The sequence below is a fragment of the Celeribacter sp. genome (assembly GCF_048270365.1).
Classification (GTDB): Bacteria; Pseudomonadota; Alphaproteobacteria; order Rhodobacterales; family Rhodobacteraceae; genus Celeribacter.
Genome location: NZ_JBLWTA010000006.1, coordinates 1 through 15,266, shown reverse-complemented (window position 1 = coordinate 15,266; position 15,266 = coordinate 1). Strand labels below are relative to the sequence as shown.

Annotated in this window: 16 protein-coding genes; 9 read left to right on the top strand and 7 right to left on the bottom strand. The window is 59.3% G+C overall.

The window, feature by feature from the left end:
* Positions 1 to 492, bottom strand: coding sequence for an acetyl-CoA carboxylase biotin carboxyl carrier protein (accB, locus tag ACN0X0_RS09695; protein WP_417278991.1), 492 nt, complete (start codon positions 490 to 492; stop codon positions 1 to 3).
* Positions 493 to 809: 317 nt separating this feature from the next.
* On the opposite strand from accB, the gene ACN0X0_RS09690 reads away from it, so the two are divergent.
* Both ACN0X0_RS09690 and preA read left to right on the top strand, forming a co-directional pair.
* Positions 810 to 2,147: an NAD(P)-dependent oxidoreductase gene (locus ACN0X0_RS09690; protein WP_417278990.1), complete on the top strand. Its 1,338-nt coding sequence runs from the start codon at positions 810 to 812 to the stop codon at positions 2,145 to 2,147.
* Positions 2,148 to 2,150: 3 nt separating this feature from the next.
* Positions 2,151 to 3,449, top strand: a complete 1,299-nt coding sequence (gene preA / locus ACN0X0_RS09685; protein WP_417278989.1) for an NAD-dependent dihydropyrimidine dehydrogenase subunit PreA — start codon at positions 2,151 to 2,153, stop codon at positions 3,447 to 3,449.
* Between the two features lie 252 nt (positions 3,450 to 3,701).
* Here the strand turns inward: preA and ACN0X0_RS09680 are convergent, their stop codons facing one another.
* Together ACN0X0_RS09680 and ACN0X0_RS09675 are read right to left on the bottom strand one after the other, a co-directional pair.
* Positions 3,702 to 4,292 (bottom strand): hypothetical protein, encoded by a 591-nt coding sequence (locus tag ACN0X0_RS09680; protein WP_417278988.1) that lies wholly within the window; start codon positions 4,290 to 4,292, stop codon positions 3,702 to 3,704.
* A 114-nt stretch (positions 4,293 to 4,406) separates the two neighbouring features.
* Positions 4,407 to 5,024 (bottom strand): TetR family transcriptional regulator C-terminal domain-containing protein, encoded by a 618-nt coding sequence (locus tag ACN0X0_RS09675; RefSeq protein WP_417264367.1) that lies wholly within the window; start codon positions 5,022 to 5,024, stop codon positions 4,407 to 4,409.
* Between the two features lie 312 nt (positions 5,025 to 5,336).
* On the opposite strand from ACN0X0_RS09675, the gene ACN0X0_RS09670 reads away from it, so the two are divergent.
* The 6 genes from ACN0X0_RS09670 to ACN0X0_RS09645 all read left to right on the top strand — a co-directional run bounded on the left by ACN0X0_RS09670 (position 5,337) and on the right by ACN0X0_RS09645 (position 11,685).
* Positions 5,337 to 6,587 carry a Zn-dependent hydrolase gene (locus ACN0X0_RS09670; RefSeq protein WP_417278987.1) on the top strand — a complete coding sequence of 417 codons (1,251 nt, stop codon included), beginning with the start codon at positions 5,337 to 5,339 and terminating at the stop codon, positions 6,585 to 6,587.
* A 72-nt stretch (positions 6,588 to 6,659) separates the two neighbouring features.
* Positions 6,660 to 8,114 (top strand): dihydropyrimidinase, encoded by a 1,455-nt coding sequence (hydA, locus tag ACN0X0_RS09665; RefSeq protein ID WP_417278986.1) that lies wholly within the window; start codon positions 6,660 to 6,662, stop codon positions 8,112 to 8,114.
* Positions 8,115 to 8,207: 93 nt separating this feature from the next.
* Positions 8,208 to 8,984: an ABC transporter ATP-binding protein gene (locus ACN0X0_RS09660; protein ID WP_417278985.1), complete on the top strand. Its 777-nt coding sequence runs from the start codon at positions 8,208 to 8,210 to the stop codon at positions 8,982 to 8,984.
* Complete coding sequence (locus tag ACN0X0_RS09655; protein WP_417264371.1) at positions 8,981 to 9,850, top strand: ABC transporter permease; 870 nt, start codon at positions 8,981 to 8,983, stop codon at positions 9,848 to 9,850. Before ACN0X0_RS09660 ends, ACN0X0_RS09655 begins: the two co-directional genes overlap by 4 nt.
* Positions 9,847 to 10,620, top strand: coding sequence for an ABC transporter permease (locus ACN0X0_RS09650; protein ID WP_417278984.1), 774 nt, complete (start codon positions 9,847 to 9,849; stop codon positions 10,618 to 10,620). Before ACN0X0_RS09655 ends, ACN0X0_RS09650 begins: the two co-directional genes overlap by 4 nt.
* A gap of 81 nt (positions 10,621 to 10,701) precedes the next feature.
* A complete protein-coding gene (locus ACN0X0_RS09645; RefSeq protein ID WP_417264373.1) occupies positions 10,702 to 11,685 on the top strand; it encodes an ABC transporter substrate-binding protein in 984 nt (327 codons plus the stop codon).
* 209 nt (positions 11,686 to 11,894) lie between these two features.
* Here ACN0X0_RS09645 and ACN0X0_RS09640 read toward each other — a convergent pair whose 3' ends face one another.
* Positions 11,895 to 12,521, bottom strand: coding sequence for a PRC-barrel domain-containing protein (locus ACN0X0_RS09640; RefSeq protein ID WP_417264374.1), 627 nt, complete (start codon positions 12,519 to 12,521; stop codon positions 11,895 to 11,897).
* Between the two features lie 132 nt (positions 12,522 to 12,653).
* Positions 12,654 to 13,127: a MarR family winged helix-turn-helix transcriptional regulator gene (locus tag ACN0X0_RS09635; protein WP_417278983.1), complete on the bottom strand. Its 474-nt coding sequence runs from the start codon at positions 13,125 to 13,127 to the stop codon at positions 12,654 to 12,656.
* Between the two features lie 86 nt (positions 13,128 to 13,213).
* Between ACN0X0_RS09635 and ACN0X0_RS09630 the strand changes: the two genes are divergently transcribed.
* The gene (locus ACN0X0_RS09630; RefSeq protein WP_417278982.1) at positions 13,214 to 13,537 is read left to right on the top strand and encodes a DUF1992 domain-containing protein; all 324 of its coding nucleotides are present in this window, start codon (positions 13,214 to 13,216) and stop codon (positions 13,535 to 13,537) included.
* Between the two features lie 2 nt (positions 13,538 to 13,539).
* Here the strand turns inward: ACN0X0_RS09630 and ACN0X0_RS09625 are convergent, their stop codons facing one another.
* Complete coding sequence (locus ACN0X0_RS09625) at positions 13,540 to 14,343, bottom strand: GNAT family N-acetyltransferase (RefSeq protein WP_417278981.1); 804 nt, start codon at positions 14,341 to 14,343, stop codon at positions 13,540 to 13,542.
* 419 nt (positions 14,344 to 14,762) lie between these two features.
* The coding region (locus tag ACN0X0_RS09620; RefSeq protein WP_417278980.1) for an AMP-binding enzyme at positions 14,763 to 15,266 on the bottom strand (504 nt) is incomplete at its 5' end.

Here is a 15,266-nt window from a genome sequence, read left to right as displayed (position 1 = left end):
TTATTCGATGATCATCAGAGGGGCGCCGAATTCGACCGGGGTGCCGTCGTCCACGAGGACGCGTTTCACGGTCCCGGATTTCGGAGCGGGGATGTGGTTCATGGTCTTCATGGCTTCGACGATCAGAACGGTCTGACCTTCGGAAACCTTGTCGCCCACTTTCACGAAGGGCGCGGCACCCGGTTCAGCGGCGAGATAGGCGGTGCCGACCATCGGAGAGGGCACGGCATTCGGATCGTTGGCCGGATCACCTGCGTCGGCAGCGGGGGCCGCGGGTGCGGCTGCTGCGGCCACCGGAGCGGCGGCGACAGGCGCGGGGGCTGCTGCGGCCACGGTCTGAATGACCTGAGGGGCGGCGCGGCTCACGCGGACGTTGAGGCTGTCATTGTCGCCATATTCGCGCATGACTTCGAGTTCGGTGAGCTCGTTGGCGCTCAGGAGTTCTGCCAATGCCTGAATGAAAGCCACGTCGGCGTCGTTTTGCTTTGTCATATGTTCAACTCGGTTTTGGGCCGCTCAGGTCTCGTTTGGGTGCCAGATGTGGCAGGTCCGTTCGAGCCCGGGCTGATTGATCTTCTGCGTTCGTATATAGGCCTTGTGACGTTGCGTGAAAACCCGATAACCGCCCCTGACCCGGGGAGAATGGCGCAAACTCTGCCTATGTTTTGGGCGCTCGCGCATGATTATGCGGCGTGAAGAGCGGGATAAGACCGAAAATAACCGGATCATAAATTTTACCACTTGATAAAAAATTGAAGCCTGCCACGCTCGAGTCACCAATAAAAGCAAGCCAACAGGGAGCAAGCCCGATGACCAACAGCCCGCTGACGCCCGGCATCACCGCCGGACGCCTGCCCGAGGAGAGCTATGCCGCGCAGTTTTCCGATCTGCACCCGGTGCTCGACGATCACGAGGCGCTCGTCGCCGCAGACCGGTGTTATTTCTGCCATGACGCGCCTTGCATGACGGCGTGCCCGACCTCGATCGACGTGCCCCTGTTCATCCGCCAGATCATGACCGGGACGCCCGAGGCGGCGGCCAAGACAATTTTCGACCAGAATATTCTGGGCGGCATGTGCGCGCGGGTCTGTCCGACGGAGACGCTTTGCGAAGAGGTCTGTGTGCGCGAGATCGCAGAGGGCAAACCCGTCGAGATCGGCCGTCTGCAACGCTACGCGACCGACGCGTTGATGGCGAAGGGCGTGCATCCCTACACCCGCGCCGAGGCGACCGGTAAAACCGTGGCCGTTGTGGGCGCAGGCCCTGCGGGTCTGGCGGCGGCGCATCGTCTGGCGATGAAGGGCCACGACGTGGTGATCTTCGACGCGCGCCCGAAATCCGGGGGCCTCAATGAATATGGCATCGCGTCCTACAAGGCGCCCGAGGGCTACGCCCAGAAAGAGGTCGATTGGCTGATGCAGATCGGCGGGATCACGGTCGAGACAGGCAAGAAACTCGGTGACGGTCTGACGCTTGAGGGGCTGAAGGCCGACTATGATGCGGTGTTCCTCGCCATCGGTTTGGCGGGCGTCAATGCGCTCCGCGCCGAGGGCGAAGAGACCGACGGCGTGCTCGATGCGGTGGAGTTCATCTCTGAACTGCGTCAGGCCGAAGACCTCTCGAAACTGCCGGTGGGCCGCAATGTCGTGGTGATCGGCGGCGGGATGACCGCCGTGGACGCCGCCGTGCAGGCGAAACTTCTGGGCGCGCAGAACGTCTCGATGGTCTATCGCCGGGGCCGCGCCAGCATGTCGGCGTCCGAGTATGAACAGGAACTCGCCGCCTCGAAAGGCGTGCAGATTTTCTACAACGCGGCCCCCGTGGCGGTCTACGGCGAGGGCGCGGTCGAGGAGGTCGAGTTCGAATATACCTCCGAGGAGGGCGGCAGCCTGAAAGGCACCGGCGAGACCTTCCGCTTGCCTGCCGATCAGCTGTTCAAGGCCATCGGCCAGACGCTCGACGGTGCGCCGGAGGGGATCGAAATCACCGGCGGAAAGATCGCGGTCGATGCCGTGGGGCGCACCTCGATTGCGGGCGTCTGGGCCGGGGGCGATTGTGCCTCGGGCGGCGAAGACCTGACCGTGACCGCGGTGTCCGAAGGACGCGACGCCGCCGAAGACATCCACGCCAAGCTGATGGAGGGCTGAGCCATGGCCGATTTGACAAGCACCTTTTGTGGCATCACAAGCCCGAACCCCTTTTGGCTGGCCTCCGCGCCGCCGACCGACAAGGAATACAACGTCCGCCGCGCCTTTGAGGCCGGGTGGGGCGGTGTGGTCTGGAAGACCCTCGGCGAAGAAGGTCCGCCGGTCGTCAACGTCAACGGGCCGCGCTATGGGGCCATTCACGGCGCCGACCGGCGGTTGCTGGGGCTCAACAACATCGAGCTGATCACCGACCGCCCGCTGGAGGTGAACCTCGAAGAGATGACGCGGGTGAAAAAGGACTATCCGGATCGGGCGTTGATTGCCTCCGTGATGGTGCCCTGTGACGCGGAGAGCTGGAAATCGATCATTCCGCGCATTGCTGAGACGGGCTGCGACGGGTTCGAGCTAAACTTTGGCTGTCCGCATGGCATGGCCGAGCGCGGCATGGGCTCCGCCGTGGGGCAGGTGCCGGAATATATTGAAATGGTGACGCGGTGGTGCAAGGAGGCGACCGACCTTCCGGTGATCGTGAAACTGACGCCCAACATCACCAATGTGCTGTACCCGGCGGAGGCCGCGCTTAGAGGCGGCGCCGATGCGGTCAGCCTGATCAACACGATCAACTCGATCACCTCTGTGAACCTCGACGCGTTTTCGCCCGAGCCGATGATCGACGGCAAGGGCACCCACGGCGGCTATTGCGGCCCGGCGGTGAAGCCGATTGCGATGAATATGGTGGCGGAAATTGCCCGCAACCCGGCGACGGCGAAACTGCCGATTTCGGGCATTGGCGGTGTGACCACCTGGCGCGATGCGGCGGAGTTCATGGCGCTTGGCGCGGGTAATGTCCAGGTGTGCACGGCGGCGATGACCTATGGCTTCAAGATCGTCGAAGAGATGATTTCGGGGCTGAGCCAATACCTCGATGAAAAGGAAATGGCGCTGTCTGATCTTGTTGGCAAGGCCACGCCCAACGTGACGGATTGGCAGTACCTCAACCTCAACCACGTCACCAAAGCGGTGATCAATCAGGACGATTGCATCAACTGCGGACGCTGTTATGCGGCCTGCGAGGACACTTCGCACCAGGCCATTGAGATGAGCCCGGATCGCACCTTTACCGTCAAGGACGATGAATGTGTGGCCTGTAATCTTTGTGTCAATGTCTGTCCGATCGAGGGCTGTATCACTATGAAAACGCTTGAAAAAGGCGAGATGGATGAACGGACGGGCAAGCCGGTGGGCGATTATGCCAACTGGACGACGCATCCGAACAACGTCGCGGCTGTTTCCGCAGAGTGATGCGGGATTTGTCGGCTGATTTCGGTCAGCCGACAGCCGATGAGGCACTCCCAATGCCCCGGACCCTACGAAACGCAGCCGGGGCAAGACATCAGAACAGGCCCCGAGACACTCTCGGGGTTTGTTTTTTATCGTCTCTGACATTTCGGACGGCAAAGCTCCGCAAGGTCACCCGCTGGCACGGTGATCAGGGTCGATTTCCATTTTGAAAATTGCGCCATCCTGGCGCCACAGGTTTAGAGGATCACGACGTCAGCCGTCAAAAGGTGTCCTCTGAACCGCCGCCGGGCCGGAGAGCCGGGCTTCTGGGTCAATGGCCTCCGCAGGCGCATCGCTCAGCGCCATCACCTCTTCGGTGGCCATATCTTTTGCGCTTTCCTCAGAGGCGTTTGTCGCCGCCTCGACGGGCGCGGTCGCCTCCGCACCCTCTGCCTTCGCCGCATTTCTCGGCGCAATCGCCGCCTCATCTTCGGCTTGCGTGCGTTTTGCGGCGATCTCGGCAATCGTGTTGCGCAGATCGAGCTCCACCTCAAGGACAGAGGCCTGAAACGCAGGCGTCGGCCCGGTCAGGATGTCTTCGGGAAGTTCCGTTTTATCGGTGTCATATTCAGATGTCATCGCGCGCTCGGACGCGGTGACGGAGGAGGCGTCAGACGCCTCGTCAATCTTGTAAGACAGGATATCGCCATTCTGGCCGGGAAGCTCGTTCCCCTTTGTATATGTTGCCGTTCCGTTCAGCGCGGTTTCCGCGATCTGAGGAACGTCTGGCTTCGGCGGATCTGGCGGTTGTCTGAATGCAAATCCACCACCTCCGAAAGCCGGCACGCCCGCGATATTGGTCATGCTAAGCTCCTTTTCTCAGGAGCCCCCACCATCTTTCTTTATAAAACGTTATGGTTTTTGAAAGGTTAATACCCACGGGTATTTTGATGTATGGTTAAGATCCGGTTTAGAACCTCAGACTGGCGTCAGCATCCGGCGGAACAGCGTGTCGAGATAGGCCGCCGCATCCTCGAAATGCGCGTCGCCTTCGGGGCGCAGGATCGCACGCACCTGCGCATCGAAATCGGCGTAGTGCTGAGTCGTGGACCAGATCGAGAAAATCAGGTGATAGGGATCGACCGGCGCCAGCGCGCCCGAGGCGATCCAGCCGTCGATGACCTGAGCCTTTTCATCCACAAGGCTTTTCAATTCGCCCTCGATCTTGTCCATGATATTGGGCGCGCCCTGGACGATCTCATTGGCGAACAAACGGCTCTCGCGGGGGTACTCGCGGGCCATCTCGAGTTTGCGCAAAACATAGGCGAGAAGCTCTTCGACCGGCTCACCGTCTGCCTCGATTTTACGCAGAGGATCGAGCCAATTCTGCATCAGCTCATCGATCAAGGCCCGGTGGATCGCCACTTTCGAGGGGAAATAATAGAGCAGATTGGGCTTTGACAGCCCCGCCGCCTTGGCGATCTGATCGAGGGTGGAGCCGCGAAAGCCATGTTGTGAAAACACATCCAAAGCCGCTTCTAGGATGGTTTCCGTGTTCTTTTTCTGAATGCGTGTGCGCGGTTGTCGTCCGGGCATGTGTCGCTCGATTCCCATTTCCATCCTGCCTTCTAGCGCTTGTTGCTCTATATTTGCTAAAAAAAACGCCAAATCGAAGTCTGAATTGCCTTAAATCCGCACTTGATGCAAGTTTGCATGGGTTTTAGGCGTTTGCTCTGTTTCGCGTCTGCGCGCGGTGCTGCTAGGGTGCTCTTGACCAAATGGTCAAACTTGAGGGCCAGACTTGAGGGTCTGAGGCGGGCCGCATCTGTTCGGACACAGGCAATGCCGCCAACCCAAAGTTGGACCCAGATCATTTGGGACAGGACAGATTTATGGAAAGGAAACCCCATGGCCGCCGCTGGTGAGAACCTCAAGATCAACTCCGAACGTCTCTGGGACAGTTTGATGGAGATGGCGAAGATCGGGCCGGGGATTGCGGGCGGCTGTAACCGCCAGACGCTGACCGACGAAGACGCCGAAGGGCGCAAGCTGTTTCAATCGTGGTGCGAAGCGGCGGGGATGACGATGGGCGTCGATGCCATGGGCACGATGTTCATGACCCGCGAAGGCACCGATCCCGACGCACTGCCGGTCTACGTCGGCTCCCATCTCGACACTCAGCCCACGGGCGGCAAATACGACGGGGTTCTGGGCGTCCTTGGCGCGCTCGAAGCCGTGCGGACGATGAACGATCTCGGCATCAAGACGAAACACCCGATCGTGGTCACCAACTGGGCCAATGAAGAGGGCGCGCGCTTTGCACCTGCGATGCTGGCCTCGGGCGTGTTCGCCGGCAAGCTCGATCTGGATTACGCCTACGGGCGCACGGACCTTGAGGGCAAGACCTATGGTGAGGAACTGGCCCGCATCGGTTGGAAAGGCGATGAAGAGGTCGGCGCGCGCAAGATGCATGCGTACTATGAGCTGCACATCGAACAGGGGCCGATTTTGGAGGCCGAGGGCAAGGACATCGGCGTCGTCACCCATTGTCAGGGCCTGTGGTGGCTCGAATTTACGCTCACCGGCAAAGAGGCGCACACCGGGTCCACGCCAATGGCCATGCGCACCAACGCAGGCCTCGCCATGGCGCGGATTTTGGAGATGGTGCAAGAGGTCGCAATGGATCACCAACCGAACGCCGTGGGCGGTGTCGGCCAGATGCAATTCACACCGAATTCGCGCAACGTGTTGCCGGGCACGGTGGTGTTCACGGTCGACATCCGCACGCCGGACATCACCAAACTGACCTCCATGCGCAGCCAGATCGAAGAGCGTGCGGCGAAGATTTGCGAAGAGATCGGCGTGGGCTGTTCTGTGGAACCCGTCGGCCATTTCGACCCGGTGACCTTCACGCCGGAGCTGGTGTCCAATGTCCGTAAAGCTGCGGAAACGCTGGGTTATTCGCATATGGACATCGTCTCGGGCGCCGGTCACGACGCCTGTTGGGCCGCCGCTGTGGCGCCCACGACGATGATCATGTGCCCCTGTGTCGATGGTCTGTCGCACAACGAGGCCGAAGAGATCAGCCCGGAATGGGCGGCTGCGGGGACCGATGTGCTGTTGCATGCGGTCTTGGAAACCGCTGAAATCGTGGAATGAGTATTTGAGTCAAGAAGAAGCAGGAGCGCGCCGGGGATAAGGCGCGCCGCTTTTGCCAACAAGGAGAGAGTTATGAGCAAGGTGATCAAAGGCGGTACGGTTGTCACCGCCGATCTGACCTATAAGGCCGATGTGAAAATCGAGGATGGCAAGATCGTCGAGATCGGGCCGGACCTGACGGGCGATGAAATCCTCGATGCGGAGGGCTGTTATGTGATGCCGGGCGGGATCGACCCGCATACGCATTTGGAAATGCCTTTCATGGGCACGCATTCCTCGGATGATTTCTACGCCGGCACCCGCGCAGCTCTGGCGGGTGGCACGACCATGGTCGTCGATTTCGCACTGCCCGATCCGGGGCAGTCGCTTTTGGATGCGATCAAGGTCTGGGACAATAAATCGGCGCGGGCCTGTTGCGACTACTCTTTCCACATGGCGATCACCTGGTGGGGCGAGCAGGTTTTCGATGAGATGAAGATCATCACCGAAGAAAAAGGCATCAACACGTTCAAGCACTTCATGGCCTACAAGGGCTCTTTGATGGTGAACGATGACGAGATGTTCGCCTCTTTCAAACGCTGCGCCGAGCTGGGTGCGACGCCTTTGGTCCATGCCGAGAACGGCGATCTAGTGGCCGAGATGACGACGAAATTGCTGGCCGAGGGCAACACCGGCCCGGAGGCGCACGCCTATTCACGGCCCTCTCAGGTCGAGGGCGAGGCCACCAACCGCGCGATCATGATCGCCGACATGGCGGGCGCGCCGCTTTACGTGGTGCACACCTCCTGCGAAGAAGCGCACGAAGCCATTCGCCGCGCCAAGATGAACGGCAAACGCGTTTGGGGCGAGCCGCTGATCCAGCATCTTGTGTTGGACGAGAGCGAGTATTTCAACGAGGACTGGGACCATGCCGCGCGTCGCGTGATGTCGCCACCGTTCCGCAACAAAAAGCATCAGGACAGCCTTTGGGCGGGCCTCGCTTCGGGCACGCTGTCCTGTGTGGCGACCGACCACTGTGCCTTTACGACGGAGCAGAAACGCTACGGGGTTGGTGATTTCTCGAAAATCCCGAACGGGACGGGCGGTTTGGAAGATCGCTTGCCGGTGCTCTGGACCATGGGGGTCGAGACGGGCCGCATCACGATGAATGAATTTGTCGCTGTAACCTCCACGAATATCGCGAAAATCCTGAACTGCTATCCGCAAAAAGGCGCGGTTCTGGTGGGGGCGGATGCCGATCTGATCGTGATGGATCCGACCATGTCGAAAACCATCAAGGCGGAGACACAGGCGTCTTCGATCGACTATAACGTCTTCGAAGGGATCGAGGTCACGGCGCTGCCGCGTTACGTCTTGACCCGCGGTTATGTGGCGGTCGACAAGGGCGAGCTGAAGGCCAAGGAAGGCCACGGAGACTTCGTCGCCCGCGACCCGAATGCGACGGTGAACAAGGCGCTGTCGAAGTGGAAAGAACTGACCGCACCGCGTCCGGTGGAACGCGCTGGTATTCCAGTGACCGGCGTCTGAGCCAAACGGCGAAAAAGGATGGGGCCTTCTCAGGCCCGCCCGCACAACAGGGGACAGACCGCGAAAACGCGGCGAGTATAAAGACATTAGCCAATGAAAAAGCCAGTCATCGACGCGCAGAACGTCGATCTTACCTTTCAGACCAACGACGGACCCGTACATGCGCTCAAGGACGTCAATCTCCAGATCGAAAAGGGGGATTTCGTGTCCTTCATCGGGCCGTCGGGCTGTGGCAAAACCACATTCCTGCGCTGTATCGCCGGGCTTGAGACGCCGACGGGCGGCACGCTGACGGTCAACGGGTTGACGCCCGAAGAGGCCCGAAAATCAAGGTCTTACGGCTATGTTTTTCAGGCGGCGGGGCTGTATCCGTGGCGCACGATTGCGGGCAACATCAAGCTGCCGCTGGAGATCATGGACTTCCCGAAAGCGGAGATGGACAAGAGGGTCGAGAAGGTGCTCGATCTGGTGGACCTCAGGGGCTTTGGCAGGAAATATCCGTGGCAGCTTTCGGGGGGGATGCAGCAACGCGCCTCGATTGCCCGTGCGCTGGCCTTTGATGCCGAGATTCTGTTGATGGACGAACCCTTTGGCGCGCTTGACGAGATCGTCCGCGACAAACTGAACGAAGAGGTCCTCAAACTCTGGGCTGCGACCAACAAGACCATCGGTTTCGTGACCCACTCGATCCCCGAGGCGGTGTATCTGTCGACCAAGATCGTCGTCATGTCCCCACGCCCCGGCCGGATCACCGATGTGATCGAAAGCCCGCTGCCAAAAGAGCGACCGCTCGACATCCGCGACACACCGGAATTCATCGAGATTGCGCATCGGGTTCGGGACGGCCTCCGTGCGGGACATGACGTATGAGTAAAATCATTCCCGTCCTGACTGTCCTCATTGCGCTCATCGTCATCTGGTACGCTGCCGCCGTGAAGATGAACAGCACATGGACCTATGATCAGGCCGAACGCGCCGGCACCGAGGTCACGTTTTCCGAACTGATCACCGACACCATGTCGCAAAAACGCCCGCTCTTGCCCGCGCCGCATCAGATCGTGGCTGAGCTTTGGGACACCACGATTGAGAAGAAAATCACCTCGAAACGCTCGATGGTTTATCAAGGCTCTATCACGCTCAAGACCACGCTTCTGGGCTTTGGTTTTGGCATCGTGATCGGTATTGCGCTTGCCACTGTCATCGTTTTGAGCCGCATCGGGCGGTTGACGCTCATGCCTTGGGCGATCATTTCCCAGACCATTCCGATTGTGGCCTTGGCGCCGATCATCGTCGTGCTGTCGAACGCGGTCGGCACTGGCACGCTGATGGTGCCCAAGGCGATCATCGCCGCTTATCTGAGCTTTTATCCGGTGCTGGTTTCCATGGTCAAAGGCTTGCAAAGCCCCGATCAGATGCAACTCGATCTGTTGAAAACCTACGGCGCGAGCCAGAGCGAAGTGTTCTGGAAACTGCGCCTGCCGTCGTCGATGCCCTATTTCTTTGCCTCGCTCAAAGTCTCCGTCGCCGCCGCTTTTGTCGGTGCCGTGGTGGCGGAACTTTCCACTTCGGCGATTGCGGGGCTTGGCGCGCGGATGTTGATCGGATCGCAGTTCGGCGAGCCGATGATCATGTGGGCGGCGCTGTTTGCGGCGGCGATTCTGGCCGCGATCCTGATTTTCCTCGTCGGCGGGTTTGAAAAATTCGCGCGCAATCTGATGGGAGGGCCTGCGGTATGAGACCTGACACGACGTTCGAGAAAATCGCATGGCCTCTGGGTTTCGGCCTTTTGGTGCTGGTCCTTTGGGAGGTCATCGTGCGCGTCTTTGGCGTCTCTCCCGCGATCCTGCCGCCGCCCTCAGCGATTGCCGTCGCCATTGCCGGGTCGCTGCCGATCCTCTGGCAAGATTGGGTGCAAACTGTGGTCAAAGGGGCCTTGAACGGCCTCTGGATGGGCACTTTGGCGGCGCTCATTTTGGCGCTGATCATCGACCGCTTTGACTTCCTGAAACGCGGCCTCATGCCGGTGGCGAATTTCTTTGCCGCGCTGCCCATTGTGGGCCTCGCGCCCATCATGGTGATGTGGTTCGGCTTTGACTGGCATTCAAAGGCCGCAGTGGTCGCCATCATGGTGTTTTTTCCCATGTTGGTGAACATCTTAGGCGGTTTGGCCGCGGTCGATCCGATGCACCGCGACCTGATGCGCACCTATGGCGCGACACATATTCAAACGCTCCATAAATTGCGCGGACCAGCGGCGCTTCCTTTCCTGTTCAACGGGTTGAAAATCGCCACCTCTCTGGCGCTCATTGGGGCGATTGTTGCTGAATATTTTGGCTCTCCGATCCGGGGCATGGGCTTTCGCATCACGACAGAGATGGGACGCTTGGCAACGGACATGGTTTGGGCTGAGATTGTGGTGTCTGCCGTCACCGGGACCGCACTTTACGGTCTGGTTGCGGGCATCGAAAAACGGGTGACCTTCTGGCACCCCTCACAACGCGGGTAACCTTTGCGGGTAACCTCGCGCAATACAAGGTACGGGGGAAAAATCCTCGGCCGAAAGACACAACTTGGAGGTTGTAAGACTATGAAAAAGCTACTGACGAGCGCCGCTGCTCTGGCCGCTATTGGCTCTGGCGCCTTCGCCGCAGATGACGTGACGCTTCAGCTCAAATGGGTCACTCAGGCTCAATTCGCGGGCTATTACGTGGCGCTGGAGAAAGGCTTTTACGAGGAAGCCGATCTCAATGTGACGATCAAACCGGGCGGCCCGGATGTGGCCCCGGTGCAGGTGCTTTTGGGCGGTGGCGCCGATGTCATGGTTGATTGGATGCCGTCGGCTCTGGCCGCGCGTGAAAACGGCGCGCCGGTGGTGAACATCGCGCAGCCCTACAAATCGTCCGGCATGATGCTGACCTGTCTGAAAGAAACCGGCATCACCGGCCCCGAAGATTTCCCGGGCAAGACGCTGGGCGTTTGGTTCTACGGCAACGAATATCCGTTCCTCTCGTGGATGGGCAAACTCGACATCCCGACGGACGGGTCCGAGGGCGGTGTGACGGTCTTGAAACAAGGCTTCAACGTCGATCCGCTGTTGCAAAAACAGGCCGCCTGTATCTCCACCATGACCTATAACGAGTATTGGCAGGTGATCGACGCCGGCATTTCCGCCGACGATCTCGTGACCTTCAAATACGAAGACCAAGGCGTTGCGACGCTCGAAGACGGGCTTTACGTGCTCGAAGACAGCCTGACCGACGAGGCGTTCAAGGATAAGATGGCCCGTTTCGTCGCCGCCTCCATGGAGGGCTGGAAATACGCCGAAGAGAACCCGGAAGAGGCCGCCGAGATCGTGCTTGAGTATGATGAAACCGGCGCGCAGACCATGGAGCATCAAGTCCGTATGATGACCGAAGTGGCCAAGCTGACCGCAGGCTCCAACGGCGCGCTGGACGTGGCCGATTATGAGCGGACCGTCGAGTCTCTGTTGTCCGGTGGTTCCGATCCGGTGATCACCAAGGCACCGGAAGGCGCCTATACGCTTGAGATCACGGACGCTGCACTGAACTAAAGCGTTTTTCGTTTAATCTGTTTCAGATTGAGCGAAAAACGTTGCCACACTGAATTGATATTGCTGCGTTTCTTAAAAATTGAGTGCCTCAAGTTTTTTGAGAAACGCTTTAAGCGCGTTCAGTTTATCGCACATAAAACCCCGCCCCGGAGCAGATCCGGGGCGGGGCTTGCATGTCCCGAGGCAGGGAGGGACATACGTTCGAAAGATTACGAATTCATCGCTTGTTCGAGCGTCAGGTCACCTTCGACCTCTTCGTAATCCGCAAGGTTCACATCCGGCATCGCCTTCAGCTCTTCTTCGGTCGCGCCTTGGATCATCACGCTGTTCTCGTCGATCATGGAGAACTGGTCGATTTCGATCAGCACGTCATGTTCGGCAATGCCGAGGAAGCCGCCGACACCCACGATCGCCTTGGTTTCACCCTCGGCCATCACGATGGCGTCGATCTCGCCGATATCTTCACCGGATTCGGTCAGAACCTGCGTGCCGACGATTTCGGACACGGTTTCCTGACCAAAGGTCTCAAGTGCGGCGGCGACATTTTGCGCCCCTTCTTGGGTCGCGTCCCAAGCCTCATTGGCGGTGTCAGCCGTGGCATCGGCCACATCGGAGGCGGTGTCTTCGGCGCCGTCAACGGCGTTGTCCATGGTGCCATCGGCGCTCTCCATGGCGTCGTCCACAGCCGGTGCTTCCATGGTGGTGTCGCTCTGCATGGTCACGCCGTCCTCAGACACGGTCGCATCGGTCTCGCTGGTCATTTCGGCAAAGACCGGAGTTGCGGCAAGGCCAATCACAGCGGCGGTGGTCATCAGTTTCTGCGTCAGGGTTTTCATTTCTATTCTCCTCTCAGTCATGCGTTTGCATGTGGTATGGAGAGACAATGAAATCGGCCCGGTGGAAGTTCCTGAGAAAATCGAAAATGTCTTTGGTTTTTTGAAAAATGACATATAAATCAATTTGATAGCCTATTGTTTTTCTTTAGGTGTTTCTGAGAATGCAGCATTTAAGGCCGTCAGGATTTTATAAAATCCCCGAATTTCTTCTTCCGTGAACCCCTGTGCGAAGGCGTCGATCTCCTGCATCTCGCGCCTACGGATTGACAGGATTTGCGCGCGCGACGGCGACGTGAGCCGGTAAAACTTCGAGGCGCGATGCGCGGGGTTTTCCTCGGTCTCAAGTTTGCCCTCCGCCACCAGCGACTTGAGCTCACGCCCGACGAATTGCCGGGTGACGTCGAGATGCGCGGTGATCTGTGGGGCGGTGGCGTGATCGAGTGCCAACAACACCTCCAAGATCGCCCGCTGGCCGACCGTGATCCCGGTGCCTTGCAGATCGTGTTCCACCCTTGCGGTGATGTTGCGCAGCAGCGGGCGGGTCAGTTGAATTCCGGCGTAAAGCTGGTCTGCCGGGCGCATGTCGCTCCTCGTCGTGTCGGACATCGAAATCTCCTTTCTTGTGTTGTAGGGCGGTATGTCTTAATCTGTCAACTCAGTTGACGATTCCTTTTGGCAGATGTGGAGGTCCGATGATGAAATGGTCGACGCTCAGTGAAAGACAAATTCTGAAGGCCAAGGCCGAAGGTCAGCTCGACAATTTGAAGGGGGCGGGCAAGCCGTTGAACATGCAAAGCGGCACGGACAGCGATGCGGCGGGCTTTCGCATCATGGCCGAGGCGGGGGTCGTCCCGCGCGAATTCGAGTTGCGCAAAGAGATCGAGGCACTGACTGCGCAGCTTCGTGATACGGTCGAGGCGGAGGCCCGCAAAGAGCTGATCCGCCAGATCGCGCAGGTGCAGCTCCGGCTCGACGTCGAGGTCGAGGCCCGGCGCAAATATTATCGCAGTTCCTGACCCTAGATGAGTGCCGCGGGCGCGAGGCGCCGCGCCGTGGCACCGCTGCGCAGTTTGAACCGCGCCAGATCGGGCGCCTTGGCCGTGTCCAATGTGCCCAGATCGAGCCGTATCACGCCCTCCGCCTTGAGCCGCTGCATCGCTTCCCAAAGGATCAGGTTGTGGGCGTTTGATGTGCGTCCCTCCGGACCGCTATGGCCAATCTGATAGGTCGCCGTGTTGCCATGGACGACAAAGAGCATTTGCGCATCTAAGGCGGTGAACAGGCGCAAAGATCGTGGCGCAACCTCTTGCAGGGCAAGGGTGAACTCCGGGGGAAGCGCACGGTATTTGCCCGCAGCCTGACGGTCTTTTTCGGCCTGCAACAGTGGCATGAGAGCCACGGGTGTCGCCTCTAGCCGCGCCACTTTGAGCCGCGTCGCCTCGGCCTTTTTCAACCCGTTGCGCCATTTGCCGTTCATCTGCGCCCTGAGTTCCGAAAGGCTTGGCGTCAGATCCAGTTCTGCAATTTCGGGCGGTGCAGAGAGAGATAGTCGTTTGAGGCGCTCTTCGGGGGAGGCCAGTTTCACCCCTTTGGGAAGGGCGCGACGCAGGCCGCGCAGCGCTGTTGTACGTGTCGCCGTGTCGATGTCAAAAAACAGCGGGCCTCTGGTGATGAGGCTTGTGCGCAGGCCGAACATGGGCCGCAGCACGACCTGTGCCAGAGCGACAGGCGTGTCACCGTCAAAAACGCAAAACCGTTTCACCTCGCGCCCGACACGTTTGGCGGCGTCGCCATAGAGCCAACGCTGGGGCAGGGGCGCCATGATCTGATCCGCCAGCGCCTCCCATGCTTTTTGAGTCTCGATCTCACACACATCCATAGGTTTATGCGTGGCACAACAGGGTTAACAAACCCTTCAGAGGCACCGGTTTTGGAGACTGTAAAAATTTAACTGAATGTCACAGAGCAGGAGGGTCCCGTTAACCAAAGCGGAAGGTTCCGGGCGCAAGATCGGGTCACTTTAAGAGGAAAACCCATGCAACATTCCCGTTTCCCACGCAATCTGACAGAGGTCGCCTGTTTGTTGCAGGTTTGGACTGTACATCCCCGCGCGGGCCTGTCCGCCCGTTGGACGCGCAGTGTTTCGCGCTGACGGCTCAGGTGTAAATGAAAAGCCCGCCCCATGTGTGCGGGCGGGCTTTGTGATTTTGCAAAATTAGTTCGCCATGCGAACTTTGAGCATTATGCGCTCAGATTATACAGCGAATTCGCAATCAGCTCCTCGACGACAGCAGGCTCAGCCAGCGTGGAGGTGTCACCCAAGGATCCGGTGTCGTTCTCGGCGATCTTGCGCAGGATGCGGCGCATGATTTTACCCGAACGGGTTTTCGGCAGGCCCGGGGCCCATTGGATGAAGTCCGGTTTGGCGATCGGGCCGATTTCGGTGCGGACCCATTTTTCCAGCTCGACGCGCAGCTCGTCGGTTGGCTCCACATCGTTCATCAGCGTCACATAGGCGTAGATGCCCTGGCCCTTGAGCTCATGCGGCATGCCGACGACCGCCGCTTCGGCGACTTTGGCGTGGGCGACCAGCGCGCTTTCGACCTCGGCCGTGCCCATGCGGTGGCCGGAGACGTTGATCACATCGTCGACGCGGCCGGTGATCCAGTAGTAGCCATCCGCATCGCGGCGGCAGCCGTCGCCGGAGAAGTAATAGCCTTTGTACTGCTGGAAATAAGTCTCTTG

Coding starts and splice junctions, on each gene's coding strand:
- accB (WP_417278991.1), bottom strand. CDS start 492: ATGACAAAGCAAAACGACGCCGACGTGGCTTTCATTCAGGCATTGGCA.
- ACN0X0_RS09690 (WP_417278990.1), top strand. CDS start 810: ATGACCAACAGCCCGCTGACGCCCGGCATCACCGCCGGACGCCTGCCC.
- preA (WP_417278989.1), top strand. CDS start 2,151: ATGGCCGATTTGACAAGCACCTTTTGTGGCATCACAAGCCCGAACCCC.
- ACN0X0_RS09680 (WP_417278988.1), bottom strand. CDS start 4,292: ATGACCAATATCGCGGGCGTGCCGGCTTTCGGAGGTGGTGGATTTGCA.
- ACN0X0_RS09675 (WP_417264367.1), bottom strand. CDS start 5,024: ATGCCCGGACGACAACCGCGCACACGCATTCAGAAAAAGAACACGGAA.
- ACN0X0_RS09670 (WP_417278987.1), top strand. CDS start 5,337: ATGGCCGCCGCTGGTGAGAACCTCAAGATCAACTCCGAACGTCTCTGG.
- hydA (WP_417278986.1), top strand. CDS start 6,660: ATGAGCAAGGTGATCAAAGGCGGTACGGTTGTCACCGCCGATCTGACC.
- ACN0X0_RS09660 (WP_417278985.1), top strand. CDS start 8,208: ATGAAAAAGCCAGTCATCGACGCGCAGAACGTCGATCTTACCTTTCAG.
- ACN0X0_RS09655 (WP_417264371.1), top strand. CDS start 8,981: ATGAGTAAAATCATTCCCGTCCTGACTGTCCTCATTGCGCTCATCGTC.
- ACN0X0_RS09650 (WP_417278984.1), top strand. CDS start 9,847: ATGAGACCTGACACGACGTTCGAGAAAATCGCATGGCCTCTGGGTTTC.
- ACN0X0_RS09645 (WP_417264373.1), top strand. CDS start 10,702: ATGAAAAAGCTACTGACGAGCGCCGCTGCTCTGGCCGCTATTGGCTCT.
- ACN0X0_RS09640 (WP_417264374.1), bottom strand. CDS start 12,521: ATGAAAACCCTGACGCAGAAACTGATGACCACCGCCGCTGTGATTGGC.
- ACN0X0_RS09635 (WP_417278983.1), bottom strand. CDS start 13,127: ATGTCCGACACGACGAGGAGCGACATGCGCCCGGCAGACCAGCTTTAC.
- ACN0X0_RS09630 (WP_417278982.1), top strand. CDS start 13,214: ATGATGAAATGGTCGACGCTCAGTGAAAGACAAATTCTGAAGGCCAAG.
- ACN0X0_RS09625 (WP_417278981.1), bottom strand. CDS start 14,343: ATGGCGCCCCTGCCCCAGCGTTGGCTCTATGGCGACGCCGCCAAACGT.